This is a genomic window from Psychrobacillus sp. Z3-81, from assembly GCF_056620325.1.
The window spans coordinates 17,535-33,236 of sequence record NZ_JBWQPU010000009.1 but is presented as its reverse complement, the minus strand read 5'-3'; the positions used below and the strand labels follow the sequence as shown (position 1 = coordinate 33,236).

Annotated in this window: 18 protein-coding genes; 4 read left to right on the top strand and 14 right to left on the bottom strand. The window is 38.6% G+C overall.

Going from position 1 to position 15,702, the window contains the following annotated elements; all coding sequences use genetic code 11:
• Positions 1-299 precede the first annotated feature (299 nt).
• The 14 genes from AC1ECF_RS11155 to AC1ECF_RS11090 all read right to left on the bottom strand — a co-directional run bounded on the left by AC1ECF_RS11155 (position 300) and on the right by AC1ECF_RS11090 (position 12,952).
• The gene (locus tag AC1ECF_RS11155; RefSeq protein ID WP_480389493.1) at positions 300-665 is read right to left on the bottom strand and encodes a GNAT family N-acetyltransferase; all 366 of its coding nucleotides are present in this window, start codon (positions 663-665) and stop codon (positions 300-302) included.
• Positions 666-836: 171 nt separating this feature from the next.
• Positions 837-2,153, bottom strand: a complete 1,317-nt coding sequence (lysA, locus tag AC1ECF_RS11150) for a diaminopimelate decarboxylase (RefSeq protein WP_480389492.1) — start codon at positions 2,151-2,153, stop codon at positions 837-839.
• Positions 2,154-2,222: 69 nt separating this feature from the next.
• Positions 2,223-3,641 carry a spore germination protein gene (locus AC1ECF_RS11145; RefSeq protein WP_480389630.1) on the bottom strand — a complete coding sequence of 473 codons (1,419 nt, stop codon included), beginning with the start codon at positions 3,639-3,641 and terminating at the stop codon, positions 2,223-2,225.
• A gap of 26 nt (positions 3,642-3,667) precedes the next feature.
• Positions 3,668-4,453: a SigF/SigG family RNA polymerase sporulation sigma factor gene (locus tag AC1ECF_RS11140; RefSeq protein WP_480389491.1), complete on the bottom strand. Its 786-nt coding sequence runs from the start codon at positions 4,451-4,453 to the stop codon at positions 3,668-3,670.
• Positions 4,453-4,899, bottom strand: coding sequence for an anti-sigma F factor (gene spoIIAB / locus AC1ECF_RS11135; RefSeq protein WP_480389490.1), 447 nt, complete (start codon positions 4,897-4,899; stop codon positions 4,453-4,455). The genes AC1ECF_RS11140 and spoIIAB overlap by 1 nt, the downstream gene beginning before the upstream one ends.
• Positions 4,889-5,245, bottom strand: a complete 357-nt coding sequence (locus tag AC1ECF_RS11130) for an STAS domain-containing protein (RefSeq protein WP_480389489.1) — start codon at positions 5,243-5,245, stop codon at positions 4,889-4,891. Before AC1ECF_RS11130 ends, spoIIAB begins: the two co-directional genes overlap by 11 nt.
• A gap of 212 nt (positions 5,246-5,457) precedes the next feature.
• Positions 5,458-6,762 carry a pyrimidine-nucleoside phosphorylase gene (locus AC1ECF_RS11125; RefSeq protein WP_480389488.1) on the bottom strand — a complete coding sequence of 435 codons (1,305 nt, stop codon included), beginning with the start codon at positions 6,760-6,762 and terminating at the stop codon, positions 5,458-5,460.
• Between the two features lie 13 nt (positions 6,763-6,775).
• Positions 6,776-7,954, bottom strand: coding sequence for a phosphopentomutase (gene deoB, locus AC1ECF_RS11120; protein WP_480389487.1), 1,179 nt, complete (start codon positions 7,952-7,954; stop codon positions 6,776-6,778).
• 72 nt (positions 7,955-8,026) lie between these two features.
• On the bottom strand, positions 8,027-8,929 hold the full coding sequence (gene xerD, locus AC1ECF_RS11115) for a site-specific tyrosine recombinase XerD (protein ID WP_480389486.1): 903 nt from the start codon (positions 8,927-8,929) through the stop codon (positions 8,027-8,029).
• Between the two features lie 430 nt (positions 8,930-9,359).
• Positions 9,360-9,800, bottom strand: coding sequence for a ferric iron uptake transcriptional regulator (gene fur / locus AC1ECF_RS11110; RefSeq protein WP_480389485.1), 441 nt, complete (start codon positions 9,798-9,800; stop codon positions 9,360-9,362).
• Positions 9,801-9,885: 85 nt separating this feature from the next.
• The gene (locus AC1ECF_RS11105; RefSeq protein ID WP_480389484.1) at positions 9,886-10,353 is read right to left on the bottom strand and encodes a hypothetical protein; all 468 of its coding nucleotides are present in this window, start codon (positions 10,351-10,353) and stop codon (positions 9,886-9,888) included.
• Positions 10,354-10,952: 599 nt separating this feature from the next.
• Positions 10,953-11,447, bottom strand: a complete 495-nt coding sequence (locus tag AC1ECF_RS11100; RefSeq protein WP_480389483.1) for a hypothetical protein — start codon at positions 11,445-11,447, stop codon at positions 10,953-10,955.
• A gap of 27 nt (positions 11,448-11,474) precedes the next feature.
• The gene (locus AC1ECF_RS11095; protein ID WP_480389482.1) at positions 11,475-11,642 is read right to left on the bottom strand and encodes a hypothetical protein; all 168 of its coding nucleotides are present in this window, start codon (positions 11,640-11,642) and stop codon (positions 11,475-11,477) included.
• Between the two features lie 764 nt (positions 11,643-12,406).
• Positions 12,407-12,952 carry an NUDIX domain-containing protein gene (locus AC1ECF_RS11090; RefSeq protein WP_480389481.1) on the bottom strand — a complete coding sequence of 182 codons (546 nt, stop codon included), beginning with the start codon at positions 12,950-12,952 and terminating at the stop codon, positions 12,407-12,409.
• A 69-nt stretch (positions 12,953-13,021) separates the two neighbouring features.
• On the opposite strand from AC1ECF_RS11090, the gene AC1ECF_RS11085 reads away from it, so the two are divergent.
• The 4 genes from AC1ECF_RS11085 to AC1ECF_RS11070 all read left to right on the top strand — a co-directional run bounded on the left by AC1ECF_RS11085 (position 13,022) and on the right by AC1ECF_RS11070 (position 15,516).
• Positions 13,022-13,927, top strand: a complete 906-nt coding sequence (locus tag AC1ECF_RS11085) for an aldo/keto reductase (protein ID WP_480389480.1) — start codon at positions 13,022-13,024, stop codon at positions 13,925-13,927.
• Positions 13,928-14,464: 537 nt separating this feature from the next.
• Positions 14,465-14,605, top strand: a complete 141-nt coding sequence (locus tag AC1ECF_RS11080) for a hypothetical protein (RefSeq protein ID WP_480389479.1) — start codon at positions 14,465-14,467, stop codon at positions 14,603-14,605.
• 151 nt (positions 14,606-14,756) lie between these two features.
• The gene (locus AC1ECF_RS11075; RefSeq protein WP_480389478.1) at positions 14,757-15,248 is read left to right on the top strand and encodes a hypothetical protein; all 492 of its coding nucleotides are present in this window, start codon (positions 14,757-14,759) and stop codon (positions 15,246-15,248) included.
• Positions 15,249-15,261: 13 nt separating this feature from the next.
• On the top strand, positions 15,262-15,516 hold the full coding sequence (locus AC1ECF_RS11070; protein ID WP_480389477.1) for a P-loop NTPase family protein: 255 nt from the start codon (positions 15,262-15,264) through the stop codon (positions 15,514-15,516).
• Positions 15,517-15,702 lie beyond the last annotated feature (186 nt).

Below are 15,702 nucleotides of genomic sequence, written 5' to 3'. Positions count from 1 at the left end.
AGAGTAAATCTTCCCCGAACGAGAGTATTTCCCTCCAATGAGAGTAAAAGTGGTCTATCCGAGAATAAAGTCTCTCTATACGAGAGTATACGTTGGCTATCCGAGAGTAAATGACCTCCAACTGAGAGTAACGACAAAATGGGGGCGGCTTCGCCTGTCTGGCAATCAAGTCGCTTTGATACAAGGACCACTTCTCCCACCGGCAAACGGTTTCTATTGTAGGCTCAGTAAAAAGTAATCTTCCAAAATAAAAATAGAGTGCTAAATCGGTAGATTCAGCACTCTTGTAACTTTTTTTGTTAGATTTCATTTTCGTCCGTTTCCTGTTTACACTTATCAAAAAAAGCCTGGACCTGCTCGGCCGGGATGATTTTGGCGTTTTGTAGTTGAGCTGGTAAGGAATGGATCATTTTTTTGGCGATTCCTTCTCCTCTATGGGAAGGGTTCACAGAGATATGCTGCAAGATAGCAGTATTGTTTTCCATGCGGATACCAATAATCCCTACAACATCCTCGCCTTTTTTCCAAACAAATAAATGCCAGTCAGGATTTGACTCGTATTGTTGAATTGTTTCTAGTAATTTTTTTACGTCCTTTTCCTGTGGCATGAATGATAATAGACCCATCGATATTTTCTCATATGCTTTTTTATAGCGATATAACATGTATATAACCCTCTTTTAATTTCTTTAAAAGAACTTTACTACCAATTACTTAGGTTGTCTAGCTCTAAATATCAGCGTTCGGGGCGACAAATAACCAGTAGGCTACTCCCCAAGCAATTCCCGCAAGAAAAAGTATTAGAAATAATATTATATTAAACTTCTTCAAATAAATCACCCTCTCTCCATCGTAAAAGGAAGATCCAGATGAACAATATCCTCTAAAGTTTCTCTTCTTACAACTAATTGATGCTTTTGATCTTCCACAAAAACAACTGCCGGTCTTGCAATTCGGTTATAATTACTTGCCATTGAATAGCCATAAGCACCTGTACAAAATACCGCAAGAATATCTCCTGGTTCAGCCTTTGGAAGCTTGACGCTTTCAATTAGCTTATCGCCAGATTCACAGCACTTACCTGCAATAGTATATTCAATTTCTTTATTTTCTGTCATTTTATTTGCAATCATGGCATCATAAACTGCTCCGTATAGCGCGGGGCGAATATTATCTGACATTCCACCGTCAACAGATAGGTAATTCCGGATGTCTGGAACCTTTTTTTCTGAGCCGATTGTATATAAAGAAGTTCCTGCATCGCCTACAAGGGAACGACCAGGTTCTATCCATATTTCCGGCATCGAAAAAGATGTTTTTGCCACCAGTTCCTTCACTACCTGAACCATTTCCTTGACATAAACAGAAGGCTCTAGCGGAGTATCCTCCTCTGTATATTTTATTCCAAAGCCTCCCCCAAGGTTTAAAACGGTGCAAGTGTACTGGTATGTACTTTTCCATTCAATCATTTTTTTGATAAGCTTTTCAGCTGCTACTTTGAAGCCACTTGTTTCAAAAATTTGAGACCCAATATGACAGTGGAGACCTAAAAGTTCTAAATATGGATTCTGATAGACCTGCTTAAATGCTTCGTCAGCTTGTCCATTCAGTAAATCAAAACCAAATTTCGAATCCTGTTGGCCTGTCGTTATATAGTCATGTGTATGTGCCTCTACTCCTGGTGTGACACGGAGTAATATGCTTACTTGTTGCTTTCGTTGGGCTGTTAGCTCTTGTAACAGCTCTATTTCATAAAAGTTATCTACTACTATACAACCAATGTTATGCTCCAGTGCTAGTAATAATTCTTCCTTGCTTTTATTATTCCCATGAAAATGAATACGCTCTACAGGGTAGCCAGCCTTTATTGCAGTATAAAGCTCTCCAGCCGAAACGACATCTAATGATAAATTTTCTTGGTTCATCACCTGATACATCGCCACACTGGAGAATGCTTTACTCGCATAGGCAACTTGTGCAACTACATGCAATTCTTTGAATGTATTTAGGAATGCTTGTGCTCTTTTTCGAATGAGAGAAAGGTCATATACAAAAAGTGGTGTCCCATAAGTTTTGGCAAGCTCTACGCTATCTACTCCACCTAGTACGAGATGACCTTTTTCATCGATTGTATGCTCTGATACGGTAACCATGTATCTCGCCTCTTTTCCATGAATTCTATAAGAACTTTACCATAGGAAAGGAGGAAAATGCAATTGTACCTAGGAACGTTTACGAACAAGTGCTCGTGTAATAAATGGCCTTTTCGCATTTGTCGGCATCGGAAAGCGTATAATCGTGCGAATAAATGCAATCGGATAAAATGGAAGAAACGGCCATAAATAAGGCACATTTAAAGGTTTTACGCTACATAAGTACCAAAGTAAAATAACCGAAGCGATGAAAAAGCCATTTATCCCAAAAGCTGCAGTACTTATTAATAGCCCCGTTCGGAAGATTTTCGTTGCAATGCTTATCTCGTAGGAAGGTATCGCAAATGTAAAGATGGCTGTTAATGCTGTATATAGAACAACCTCTGAAACAAACAAGCCAACATTCACCGCCATGTCACCTATGATTAAAGCGGCTATGATTCCCATTGCAGTCGAGAGCGGGGTCGGCGTATGAATGGCGGCCAGTCGCAAAAACTCTATTCCTAAGTCCGCGAAGATAATCTGCAAGAGAAGCGGGATGGAACTCTTTTCGCTGGGGCCTAAAAACTCCAATGCTTTCGGGAGTATTTCCGGATGCTTGGCTAGCAAATACCAGAAAGGGAGCAAAAACAAGCTAAAGAAAACACCAAAATAGCGAATCCACCGAACAACGGTACCGATCGCAGGAGCCTGTCTATATTCCTCTGCGTGCTGCAGATGATGGAATAGGGTTGTAGGAACGATGATAACGGAAGGAGAAGTGTCTACCACTAGAATGATGTGTCCTTCTAGCAAATGTGCCGCAGCTATGTCAGGTCGCTCTGTGAACCTTACAAAGGGCACAGGATGAAACCCTTGCTTGAAGAGCCATTCCTCCAACGCCTTATCACTCATCGTAAATCCATCATGCTTAATCTTCTTTAATCGCTTGCGAATCAAGTCTAAATTATCATCATTCGCAATACCTTTAATGTAAGAAATCGCTACATCCATTTGACTTAGCTTCGAAATACGATGCATCTCAAAGCGAAGATTTGTATCTCTAATCCTCCGTCGAATGAGTCCTGTGTTTTGGATAATATTTTCAGTGAAGCCATCCCTTGAACCACGTACTACCTTTTCATTATCCGGCTCCTCTGGATTTCTTCCAGGATAGCTTCTGACATCGAGTGTATAGACAGAACCATTTTTCAGAATAAAGGTCACCTGACCGCTGAGTAAAGCAATTAACCATTTTTCCTTATCATCATACTCAGAAATGGAGTAGAAAGGAAAATAGTGTCTCATGATTTCTTGCTCATCCACAGCGGGCTCAGGATAGTCTCTCTGTGTTCTTGTTAAAATATCGGTTAACAAATGGCCGTCAATAAGTCCATTGATATAGACCAATAAAACCGGGAACTTGTATAAATGAGTATGGAGCAATCCAAAATCGTATGTTTCATTCTCTCCAAACTTTTCTTTCAAAAATGCTTCTGCATCTGACATGCTTTTGAACAGTGGTTTCGTGTTAATCACCTATCTTTTGCTTTTGATTTCGTAGAAGCTCCCACAGGAACAAGCCAAGTCTTGAGCTGCGAAAGAATCTTCTTCTCCAAGCGTGATACCTGTACTTGGGATATGCCTAAGCGTTCTGCTATATCACTCTGAGTACAGTCTAGGTAATAACGCAAATAAATAATCATCTGTTCTCGTTTTTCTAATTTTTCCACTAGTTCTCTTAACGGAATATGGTCAAAGGACTTCTCCGAGCGTTCGTCTCTCATTTGATCCATTAGTGTCAATGCATCACCACTATCATTCTCATATAGTTGCTCCTGCAAGGATGCTGGATCACGGAGAGCATCTGTCGCCATGACGATTTCCTCTCTAGACACTTCTAAAATAGCTGCTAGTTCTAGAATCGTTGGCTGACGCTCATGAACCTTTAAAAAGTCGTCTGTAGCATGTCGAATCTTAAAATTTAGCTCTCGGATGGAGCGGCTAATCTTCACCATTCCATCGTCTCGCAAGAAACGCTGTATCTCTCCTATAATCATCGGTACCGCATAAGTAGAGAACTTCACCTCATAAGAAAGATCGAACTTGTCTACCGATTTCATTAATCCAATACAGCCAATCTGAAATAAATCCTCTAGATCCGCTCCCCTCGAAGCAAATCGTTGAACGATGGACCAAACCAACCTTGTGTTACCTTCAATCATTTGCTGTCTAGCAAACTTATCGCCTGCCTGTGCCAATGCAATGAGCTCTCTCATTTTTTCTTGGGTGAGTAATATTGTTGGTTTATTGTTGATCATTAGACTATCCTGCAAGATTCATGAATTGGTACAAATTTCTTCGTAATAGTTACAGTCGTCCCCCTATCAGGAAGAGAGTAGATATCTACATCATCACTAAAGCTCTCCATAATCGTGAAGCCCATTCCTGAACGCTCTTGCTCAGGTTTCGTTGTATAAAGGGGCTCACGAGCTTGTGTAATGTCCTTGATTCCTTTCCCATAGTCAACAATCGAAACTACTACCTCTCTATCGGTTCTGTGAGCATGCATCTCAATCTTGCCAGTTCCATCTTCCTCGTAGCCATGTACAATAGCATTGGTGACAGCCTCTGAAATAACGGTCTTAAATTCAGAAAGCTCCTCGATCGTCGGATCTATAGCAGATATAAAGCTAGACATTACCATTCTCGCTAATGCTTCATTTTCACTTTTGGCAACAAACGTTAATGTAATTTCATTGTCCATAGACGATTCCCCCTAATCTTGAAATTATTTCAATTTCTGACTCACTGTAGATATATGGACTTAAACCTGCAAACTGAAAGATTTTACTCATAGTAGGAGATGGATTCACAATAATCGTTTGTCCATCAATAGGCGCCAATTCTCGCATTCTACCTAGTATTAGTCCTATCCCTGAGCTGTCCATAAATAGTAAATCTTCTAAATTCCAAACTATCACTTTGATAGAGCCATTTTTAATCATCGGTACAATCTCATTTCGAATATTATTCGTACTATGATGATCAAGCTCACCCTTCAATCGAATAATAATAATTTCATCACCAATTTTTTCTACTTCATGTATCATATAGTTTCGCCTCCTCTGATAGCGCAATTCCACACTTCCATCCTGAATTCCTTGCACATGACAAAAGTAGAAGAAATGATTGTTTATTAGTCTCTATTCGACATAGGAGATATACATTTCTAGTATGAGATTATTTTGGATTTTCTAATCAAAAAATAGGCATCTCCCAAAAGTTTTTAAACCTTTGGAAAATGCCTATGAAGGGTATCGTACTATTCAGTTATTATTTCGTAAACTAATGGAGGAGCATCCTTTTTCTCTGCTTCGATATGAATATTTTCATTCAGTTTCGTCAGCACTTGCCCTACATCCTCTGTATTCGCATGTATCGTCGCAATGGATTCTCCCTGCTCCACTCGATCTCCTACTTTTTTATTCAGAACGATTCCAACTGCTAAATCGATTTCTGATTCCTTCGTCGCACGACCAGCACCTAGTAGCATGGCTGCCGTTCCGATTTCATCTGCTTCCATATAAGTGATATATCCGCTTTTATTTGCAGGAACCTCGAATGTAAATTTCGCTTTTGGCAATAAAGAAACGTCATCCACTACGGCATCATTTCCACCTTGCCATTTGATAAATTCCTTGAAGATGCGTAATGCCGAGCCGTCCTCTATTACTTTTTCAAGCATTGCTCTAGCCTCTTCTAACGTAGATGCCTTTCCACCAACAACAACCATTTGGCTGCCGAGTGTTAAGCAAAGCTCCGTTAAGTCCTCAGGGCCGTTTCCTTTTAGTGTATCGATTGCCTCGATAACCTCCAAAGAGTTACCAATTGCACGTCCAAGCGGTTGAGACATATCAGAGATGATTGCCATCGTTTTTCTACCTACGCTATTACCAATTTGAACCATCGCTTTTGCAAGTTCTCTAGCATCATCAGTCGTTTTCATGAAAGCCCCTTCACCGGTTTTCACATCTAAAACGATTGCACCTGCTCCTGCAGCAATTTTCTTACTCATAATAGAGCTAGCGATTAACGGGATACTACTAACTGTAGCTGTCACATCACGAAGCGCATATAGCTTTTTATCCGCTGGAGTTAAGTTTCCGCTTTGCCCTATTACAGCAAGCTTCAGCTCATTTACCTGCTTCACAAATTCTTCTGGAGAAAGCTCCACGTGGAAACCTTCGATTGCCTCTAATTTATCAATCGTTCCACCAGTGTGGCCAAGTCCTCGTCCGCTCATCTTCGCAACTGGGACACCACAAGCTGCCACAAGAGGTCCTAGAACAAGCGTTGTCGTATCGCCAACTCCACCGGTAGAGTGCTTATCGACCTTAATCCCTTCAATAGCAGACAAGTCGATTTGCTCTCCAGAGTTCACCATCGCCATCGTCAAGTTCGTACGTTCTTCTTCATTCATTCCTTGCAGGTAAATTGCCATTAAAAGCGCACTTACTTGATAATCAGGGATAGAGCCGTCCGTGTATCCGTTTACAAAGAAATTAATCTCTTCCTTCGTTAATGCGAAGCCTTCTCTTTTTTTCTCAATAACATCAATCATTCTCATACAAACACTTCCTTTACTTTAATAACGATAAAAAGCTCTCTCCAAATGCCGTTTTCTCTACGCCAAAGTTGTCGACAACAGTTGCACCAATATCAGCAAACGTCATTCGTAGAGGCAGCTGTTTTGGCTCTTTAAAGCGTGTGGAGTATACAAGTAATGGCACATATTCACGCGTATGATCTGTACCAGGCATAGTTGGGTCATTTCCATGGTCTGCGGTGATAATCAGTAAATCATCATCCGTCAATTTAGGAAACACTTCTTTAAGTCGAGCATCGTACTCTTCTAATGCTTTCCCATATCCTAATGCATCTCGTCTATGTCCGTACAGCGCATCAAAGTCTACAAGATTCAAGAACGATAAACCGGTAAATTCTTTTTTTAATGTTGCAATAAATTTGTCCATACCATCCATGTTATCCTTCGTTCTTTCACTTGCTGTAATACCCTCACCATTATAGATATCATGAATCTTTCCTAGTGCAATCACATCATAACCAGCATCTTTTAGCTCGTTCATCGCTGTGCGACCAAACGGCTTTAATGCATAATCGTGTCGATTGGATGTCCGTACAAAAGCTCCTGGTTTTCCAACAAATGGACGAGCTATGATACGACCAACTAGAAACTCTTCGGTTAGCGTAAGTTCACGAGCAATTTCACAGATACGGTATAGCTCCTCTAAAGGAATAACCTCTTCATGAGCAGCTATCTGAAGAACTGGATCAGCTGAGGTGTATACAATGATAGCCCCAGTTTTCATATGCTCTTCTCCTAGCTCATCTAGAATTTCTGTACCGCTAGCAGGTTTGTTTCCAATTACCTTTCTGCCAGTCTTTTCTTCCAAGGCAGCAATTAGCTCTTGAGGGAATCCGTTTGGGTAAACCTTAAAAGGTTTGTCAATATTTAACCCCATGATTTCCCAGTGACCAGTCATCGTATCTTTTCCAACAGAGGCCTCTTGCATCTTTCCGTAGTATGCAATTGGACTATCTACTGGGTCGATCCCTTTTAAAGGCTCAATATTCCCAAGTCCAAGCTTTTGCATTTCTGGCATTTGAAGTCCATTCATCTCTTCTGCGATATGACCTAGTGTATGAGAGCCTTTGTCCCCAAAAGAACCAGCATCGGGAGCTTCTCCGATTCCAACAGAATCCATTACAATTACGTGTACACGTTTAAAATTTCCCATAAATACATAACCTCCTAGTTACCCGTTAATTATATCAAAAAGCCACAGAATTTACATGTCAGACTTCTGACCTTATGCACGCGGATGAAATTGCTTATACACTTCTTTTAAGCGTTTCTTGCTCACGTGGGTATAAATCTGTGTGGTTGAAATATCTGCATGTCCAAGCATTTCTTGAACTGACCGTAAATCTGCTCCATTTTCGATTAAATGGGTGGCAAATGAGTGCCTTAGAACGTGGGGGGTAATCTCCTTATGGATACCAGCCTGCTGAACATGCTTGTTTAATAATTTCCATATCCCCTGTCTGGTTAGTCGCTTGCCTCTTTGATTAATAAAGATGGCATTCGTACGAGCATCTGGCTTTACTAGCTTCGGCCTACCTTCTTCTAAGTATAAAGAACAAGCCCTGATCGCTGCCCCGCCAAGTGGAATGATGCGCTCCTTACCACCCTTTCCAAAAACACGAACAAATCCCATATTCAAATGAAGATCTTCCATATCTAAGTTTACGCACTCACTTATACGCATACCACTTGCATACATCAGTTCAAACATCGCAAGGTCTCTTATTCCCTGTGGTTTCGAAGTATCAATTGCCTCTAACAGACGATTTAGCTCCTCCACAGATAAAAAGTTTGGTAACTTTTGATCAATTTGGGGCTGTTCCAGATGAATGGTCGGATCTGTATTCGTAACTTTTTCTCTCAGTAAAAATTGATGAAAAGATTTAATAGAAGATATATGTCGAGCAATCGACCTTGGCGATTTCCCACTTTCCTTCAAATACCGCAAGTGCATCACAATATTTGTTCTATCTACCTCATCTAAGCTTTGTAAATGCTGTCGCTCCAAGATAGAGTTTAAATAATCAGTCAAATCTTTTTTATAAGACACTATAGTATTTTCCGCTAACTGTCTTTCAATCCTCAAAAAATGCAAATAATCCTCTAATTGAGATAAACCTTCCTTCATAGAATCCCTCCTACTCTTGCTGTTGGTATGTATAAGGTCACTGATTATTTATTCTACTCCTTACTATTCGGCTCGGCTAATGTTGTAATTCGGAGTGTTAATGTTGTAAAAATGAGACGTAATGTTGAAATTCCTCTCCGCCCAAGCAGTCTGCTCTCCTAATGTTGTAATTTTTAGCTTTAATGTTGTAAAAAGAGAGCAGTATGTTGTAAAAATGAGAAGTAATGTTGTAATTTCTCTCTGGCTAAGCAGCAGATATTCCATTAATGTTGTAATTCTGAGCCTTAATGTTGTAAAAACAGACCAGTATATTGTAAAGATCCAACATAATGTTGTAATTCCTCTCTCCACTCTACTCGCCAGCCGACTCACTAATCCATAAGTTATAAACTCATGAAACAAAAAAAAGATAGCCAGCAGCTATCCTTTTCTATTTATCTTGGCAACGATGACAAATTCCGTGAAACGTTAACCGGTGGTCTTTTATAAGGAAGTTCCATCTTTCCTCTACAATAGCTTCCACGTCTTCTAGCAGATCTTCCTGAATTTCATCCACCGCTCCACATTCAATGCAGACAAGATGATGATGAAAATGGGTAGCTCCCTCTTGTCTTAAATCATATCGAGAGACGCCATCACCAAATTGGATTTTATCTACGACATTTAGTTCATTTAATAATTCAAGTGTTCGATAAACTGTTGCAAGCCCAATATCTGGAGATTTTTCTCTAACTAGTAAGAAAACATCTTCCGCACTTAAATGATCTTCTTCATTTTCAAGCAAAACTCTCACTGTCGCTTCACGCTGTGGCGTCAGTTTATAGCTCGCACCAGATAATTGTTTTTTTATACGCTCAATACGGCTTTCCATATGACGCCTCCTTAACTTCCTCCATTATACCAATAATTGATTTCCTCTGACAAGAGATTCAACCAATAATAATTATAATTTAATATTAATTATTAGGTAGTATAAATGGCAGTAACAAGAATTCTATTATTATAGTAATTCCATAGATGGCGATTGTAAACAAATTAATCTTGTGCGAGAGCACGAGTAGTAGTAAGCAATAAATCAGTTGAAATGGGAACCACCAAAATACATAGGGAAAGGTGGAGTCTTGTATTTGTAGCAGGTAGCTGGAACAGAAGCCGTAGAAGGTTATTTTAAAGGCACAGATTAGTAATACGGCTCTTTGCAGATAACGATGCTGATAAAACAAGAAGAACACGATGGCTACGAGTACGTGTGGAAGAATGGTATCAAGGAATGACGGTTGTCCCTCTAGTAAAACTCTGGAGTCTAAGAGGTTAATGATCCATTGCTGCTGTTCTGGTGTACTTTTTTCGAAAACGAGTAGGCCGCCAGCGAAGCTGCTGACAAGTATGCATAATGAAATGAGTATAGTGAAAGTCTGGTTCATCTTGGAACACCCCCTGTCTATTCCCATCCTATGCTTGTACTATTTTAAACATGATAGATTTGAGATAGTTTTTGGGGGACTGCTAATTTGCTTGAACGTAAACTACTATTTAAATACCTTCTTTTAGATTAACTGATGATGTTAGAATATAGGTGCTTCTTGGCAGACGCTCTCTGTTAGGCCCACAGGATGTTGGTCAGGAAAAAGTTGTCATACGATGGGACGTTCATAGTTTTCCAACCTGTATGAAAAATAAAGTCTAAAATCTTCTGTAACCCAACTTTAAATACCTTCTTATAGATTAACTGCTGGTGTTAAAATATAGTCGCTTCCTGGCGGACGCTTTCCGTGGGGTGAGCGATGAGCCAGCACCGGCCGCTTACGCGTGTCGGTGTGCTGTCTCATCTGTCTCACTCATCCCACAGGAGTCGCCGCCGGTCGCTTCTTTTCATAAATATAAATACAAAGTGTACAAAACAAAATACTACTGGAAAGTTAATTGCAAAGGCCCTTAAAAACTATGTGGCTACATTACTAGATTAATCTGGAGCTACTTAAAAGATGGAATATCGGGCGTCCCCAATATTCCGTCTTTAATTTTATCTAGTCCCAAAAAGGATATGCTTAAATTTACCTTCTTTATCAAAATGGAACACAGTCAAGGCATATTCGCCCGTGTCAGGCATTTCAATATAATAACTGATTTCTGTTGCCTCAGAATGCTTATTGAAGAAACCTATGAACATCGGTTGTCCCGCAAGATTAATGGGAAAAGGTATATTGTCGCCTGGTTCTTTAAAGTGTATAAAGTTGTCTTTTACTTCAAATACATCTCCATATTCTGTTCTTAAAGTTTCAAAATCTTCTTTTGCAATTAACCTCATAATCCTTCTGGAATCTCTATCAGTCGTTTGCAAAGAGCTGCTATAATCTCCTTGCATTTCAAGCAGTTCATCTTTTAATTTTTCATTTTCTTTTTTTAAGTTATCAATCTGTTCTTCATACTCAGAAATTACTGTAGTGTATTCCTCTTCATTTGAACAACCAACCAAAAACAACAAAATTAAACTTCCTAGGATTTTTATTTTCTTCAATCTTTACCCCCCTATCTAAAACAGCATTCAGAACACTAATTCTATTAGGTTCGTTAGTACAAATGTGAACAAAGTAAACAATAAAATCTCTCTAATAAATAGCCAGTTGCTCGCTGGTCTTTTATAGTCTTTATCAAGGAGTACTCTTAAAAATGTAAATCCAGCTGCAAAAATGAACGATTCTATTACTCCCATTTACATAATCCCCTTAGATTCAAAGTGAGGCTTATCCCCATCTGATTATACCATAATTTTCCATAAGAGTCAGACTTCTTAATCAGCTATGTTCGAAAATACAAACCATTCCCCACTTTGGATTTCCTATTTACTTATTCCTATTATTATTCCATTATTCATTCTGTTTTTTTTGAACAATTTGACGATAGTCTACTTAGACTATATAATAGGGAAGTTTAATTAGACTATTGAATAAAGGGATGGAAATAGTATGATAAAATCTTTTAATGATAGGGCAATCAAATATGGTAGGTTGAGGATTCTTGCATGAAGTCGACCCTATTTATAATTGTTTTTAATCCTAAGCCTTTTCTATCTTTACTGTTAGTCGAATAAGGTTAACTCAATTCCATGATTTATCCCTTTTTTTTACAAATTGAAGAATTAAAAAGTTAACCCAAGTTATTATGGGAATAGCAAATATCAAGACATAAAGACCAGAATGCCCAAAACCAAATATTTTTGCTTCATCATCTATACTATATAGAACCCATGTTGTTCCGGATAAAAACAAAAAATTTATTATAAACGCTGAAAACATGCTAATCCATTTGTTACTTTTCTTTTTTAATATCCAAACAGATACAATCGTCGAAAGGAAGAAAGAAAATATTATTATGACGAAATTCAACTTTCCCCCCTATATTCTTTTAAACCAGCTGCCCCGCAAGTATAAGAACATTATTCTCCACATCTGAAATAATACACAAAGTTACACATGCTTAATTCCCCAAATAATCCTTTAACCAAATGTAAGCAAAGGCTGTTTTGGCGTCGTAGATTGCGCCGCTTTTTACTAGCTCTCCCATTTCTTCGATGGAAAGATGCATTAGTTCCACGAATTCATCTTCATCCATTGCGCGTGGAAATTCTACTTTTTCGATATCTTTGGCGAAATATAGATGGATAATTTCATCTGCGAAGCCTGGAGAGGTCGCAAAGGATTGGATGTATTCTAAATGGGATGTGGTGTAGCCGGTTTCCTCTTCTAGTTCTCGGAGAGCAGTTTTCTCAGGTGCCTCCCCTTTATCAATTTTGCCTGCTGGGATTTCCACGATGGATCTTTCTAAAGCTTTTCTATATTGCTCGACTAGGATGATTTTATTGTCTATTGTCAGAGCGATAATCGCTACTGCTCCTGGGTGCTTGACGATTTCTCTTTTTCCCTGCTTTCCATTCGGAAGCTCCACATCATCTACTTGTAATGTAATAATCTTCCCGTCGTAAATTTTTTCCGTTTGGATCGTTTTTTCTTCAAATTTTTTCATTCGAAACTTCCTCTCTGTTGAAAACCTTGTTACTGTCATTGTACCATGGAGGAAAGGATGTGATAAATCTTGGAAAAGAGACAGCTTGGAAAAAGTTCATTACAAGTATCAGAAATAGGATTAGGTTGTATGTCGCTACCTACTGACCTAAAAGCGGCAGAAAAAATTATCGACATTGCACTCGATGCCGGTATTAATTATTTTGATACCGCGGATTTGTATGACCGTGGAAGAAATGAAGAAGTGGTTGGAAATGCTTTACGTCAAAGACGCCAGGATATCATACTCGCTACAAAGGTTGGGAATCGCTTAAATGAGGACGGAGAAGGCTGGTATTGGGATGCTTCAAAGGAATGGATCCAATCGGCCGTTCACCAATCTCTTAAAAGGCTACAAACAGACTACATTGATGTGTATCAATTGCACGGTGGCACGATGGAGGATAATATCGATGAGGCTATTGATACCTTTGAGGCGCTCAAAAAAGAAGGTTTGATTCGAGAGTACGGCATTTCCTCTATCCGCCCTACTGTTATTCAACAATTTTTAGAGAAAAGTAATGCCGTTTCCGTGATGATGCAGTATAGTCTTTTGGATAGACGCCCAGAGGAATGGCTATATTTGCTCGAGGATAAAGGGGCGTCTCTTCTGACAAGAGGTAGCCTTGCGAAGGGTTTATTGACCGAGGAAGGTTTAGCTCGTGCTAGTAAGATGGGGCAATATCTCACGTATTCAGAAGAGCAATTACAGAATACAATTACGGAATTAAAGGAGCTGGGAGTGCCATTAAATGCACTTGCGATTCAATATATCCTTCAGCAAAATGTCACTGGGTCCGTAATTGCAGGCGCCAGCTCACCTGAGCAACTGCAGGATACGATTGCTGGATATGAGCAATCCGTTTCTTCTGAGGTATTACAAAAAGCAGCGGAAATCACGAAGCAAGATATATATGAAGAACATCGATTAGATTAGTACAAGGGAATAGAGATAAATTTTTGTAAACCCTCATAAATACTGGCTTTGTGAGGGATGGAAGCCCCGAATGATAACAAAATGATAATGGTTTTTAAAAAGAGCCGTTTTTATATGTGTTAGACCAAAAATAAGACCTATCTGAATCGAAAAATTTCAGATAGGTCTTTTTGTTTTCTTTTGTTTTTATTCTATTATTTTCTTCACAATACTCTCAGGATATGTATATCTCCACTGATCATATTCTTCTTTCGAAATTTCCCCGTCAGTTTGGTTATTTTTTTTGACAAGCCAAGGGTACAATTTATTGAGCATGGTCAAATAGGCTTTGGAGTCCTTGTTCAGACACAAGCAAACTTTCTCCGTTTATTTCGCCAATTTCAAGTCCGTAGAGGTCTTCGATTAGAAAAAGTGTATGCATCAGATGATTATTGGCGTTGGGTTTAATATTGCAACAATAATGGCGTATTTGTTTTGGGTTTTATTGATTACAATGACTATTATTACAATTCGCACCCTTTTAAAGAGAAAAAATGAATGAAGGATTCGTTGAAAGATTTCCAACGTGTGCAGAGGTTTTTTGGACCGGAAAGAATCGCAGAAGTGACAGGATTTCAGAAGCGCAAAGAGGCAGAAAAGCGAACACAGAAGATAAAAATACCAAGCCATGATAGATAAAATACATGTGGTTTGATGGAAAAGTGATTGAAACTCTTTTGATAAAAGGTAGAAGATCACTTTTTCTTGTGGATAAAAAGGAAGAATGTATAATAATTATTATACCAAAAAAGTGTTTGATAAAATCAATGATTAAAGGGAGGTATAAAACATGAAATTGTTTAGTAAAAAAAAGAAAGTTTCCGTAGATGATATGTCTATGCAGATGATGATTGCCGCAGTTGAAGCTATTGGCAAACTTAGAGGGTTTGATGATGTAGATGATGTGCAGTCCATGGCGGTTAGCGCGGGATATTTTTATGGTTTTTTGAAATTGCATCTTAATAGCATAACAAGTTTAGATACGGTAAACACCATTATCAACAAATCGATTACCAACTTTGAAAACGCAACAAAAGGGAAACCATCATTTGAAAATTTCGGATATATAGTTAGAACTATGGCAAATAATGCCTCAGCAAATATGCAGTATGCAATGAAAGAAACAAAAGACCCATTTATGGGCATGGCAGTATTCTATTTGAATGATTTGTATAACTCAACCACAATTGATATAAGCAAAATGGAAGTCGCTGAAAAGAATATGCGGTTGTTATACGGAATGATGTCCAATTTAACAAAAGATATCAAAATAGTGAAATAAGAAGTAAACAAATTTGAATGGTGCATCTGGGTCTGGAACGACAACATTAGGAAAAAAGATTTACGAAGAATTAGGATATACATTTATGGATACAGACAATTATTTTTGGATGCCTACCAACCCCCAATTCACACATAAGAGTCCTATTAATGAGCGAATAGAATTGATGAGAAAAAATATTATGCAGTCAAATAATGTTGTGATTTCTGGTTCGCTAACAGATTGGGGAGATGTGTTGATTCCGTATTTTACCTTAGCTGAAAGATAGAAATGGAACAAGAACTTCGCATTGTCTGAGAAAAGAGGAACATAGCACGGATAAAGGAAAACTTGAAATATAGGTGATAATAATTTGATAATAGAAGTTCAAATAGCCAATGAGTATTAGATAATACATAGAATCGGAGTCAAATAGAATTAAAACACTTAAACAAAGTTGTTTAATACATATTCA

Excerpts from the sequence above, each read along its gene's own strand:
- lysA (WP_480389492.1), bottom strand. The coding sequence starts at position 2,153 with ATGGTTACCGTATCAGAGCATACAATCGATGAAAAAGGTCATCTCGTA.
- AC1ECF_RS11155 (WP_480389493.1), bottom strand. The coding sequence starts at position 665 with ATGTTATATCGCTATAAAAAAGCATATGAGAAAATATCGATGGGTCTA.
- AC1ECF_RS11090 (WP_480389481.1), bottom strand. The coding sequence starts at position 12,952 with ATGAAAAAATTTGAAGAAAAAACGATCCAAACGGAAAAAATTTACGAC.
- AC1ECF_RS11140 (WP_480389491.1), bottom strand. The coding sequence starts at position 4,453 with ATGATCAACAATAAACCAACAATATTACTCACCCAAGAAAAAATGAGA.
- AC1ECF_RS11105 (WP_480389484.1), bottom strand. The coding sequence starts at position 10,353 with ATGAACCAGACTTTCACTATACTCATTTCATTATGCATACTTGTCAGC.
- xerD (WP_480389486.1), bottom strand. The coding sequence starts at position 8,929 with ATGAAGGAAGGTTTATCTCAATTAGAGGATTATTTGCATTTTTTGAGG.
- AC1ECF_RS11095 (WP_480389482.1), bottom strand. The coding sequence starts at position 11,642 with ATGGGAGTAATAGAATCGTTCATTTTTGCAGCTGGATTTACATTTTTA.
- AC1ECF_RS11145 (WP_480389630.1), bottom strand. The coding sequence starts at position 3,641 with ATGTCAGATGCAGAAGCATTTTTGAAAGAAAAGTTTGGAGAGAATGAA.
- spoIIAB (WP_480389490.1), bottom strand. The coding sequence starts at position 4,899 with ATGGACAATGAAATTACATTAACGTTTGTTGCCAAAAGTGAAAATGAA.
- AC1ECF_RS11075 (WP_480389478.1), top strand. The coding sequence starts at position 14,757 with ATGAAATTGTTTAGTAAAAAAAAGAAAGTTTCCGTAGATGATATGTCT.
- AC1ECF_RS11125 (WP_480389488.1), bottom strand. The coding sequence starts at position 6,762 with ATGAGAATGATTGATGTTATTGAGAAAAAAAGAGAAGGCTTCGCATTA.
- AC1ECF_RS11130 (WP_480389489.1), bottom strand. The coding sequence starts at position 5,245 with ATGATACATGAAGTAGAAAAAATTGGTGATGAAATTATTATTATTCGA.
- fur (WP_480389485.1), bottom strand. The coding sequence starts at position 9,800 with ATGGAAAGCCGTATTGAGCGTATAAAAAAACAATTATCTGGTGCGAGC.
- deoB (WP_480389487.1), bottom strand. The coding sequence starts at position 7,954 with ATGGGAAATTTTAAACGTGTACACGTAATTGTAATGGATTCTGTTGGA.
- AC1ECF_RS11080 (WP_480389479.1), top strand. The coding sequence starts at position 14,465 with ATGAAGGATTCGTTGAAAGATTTCCAACGTGTGCAGAGGTTTTTTGGA.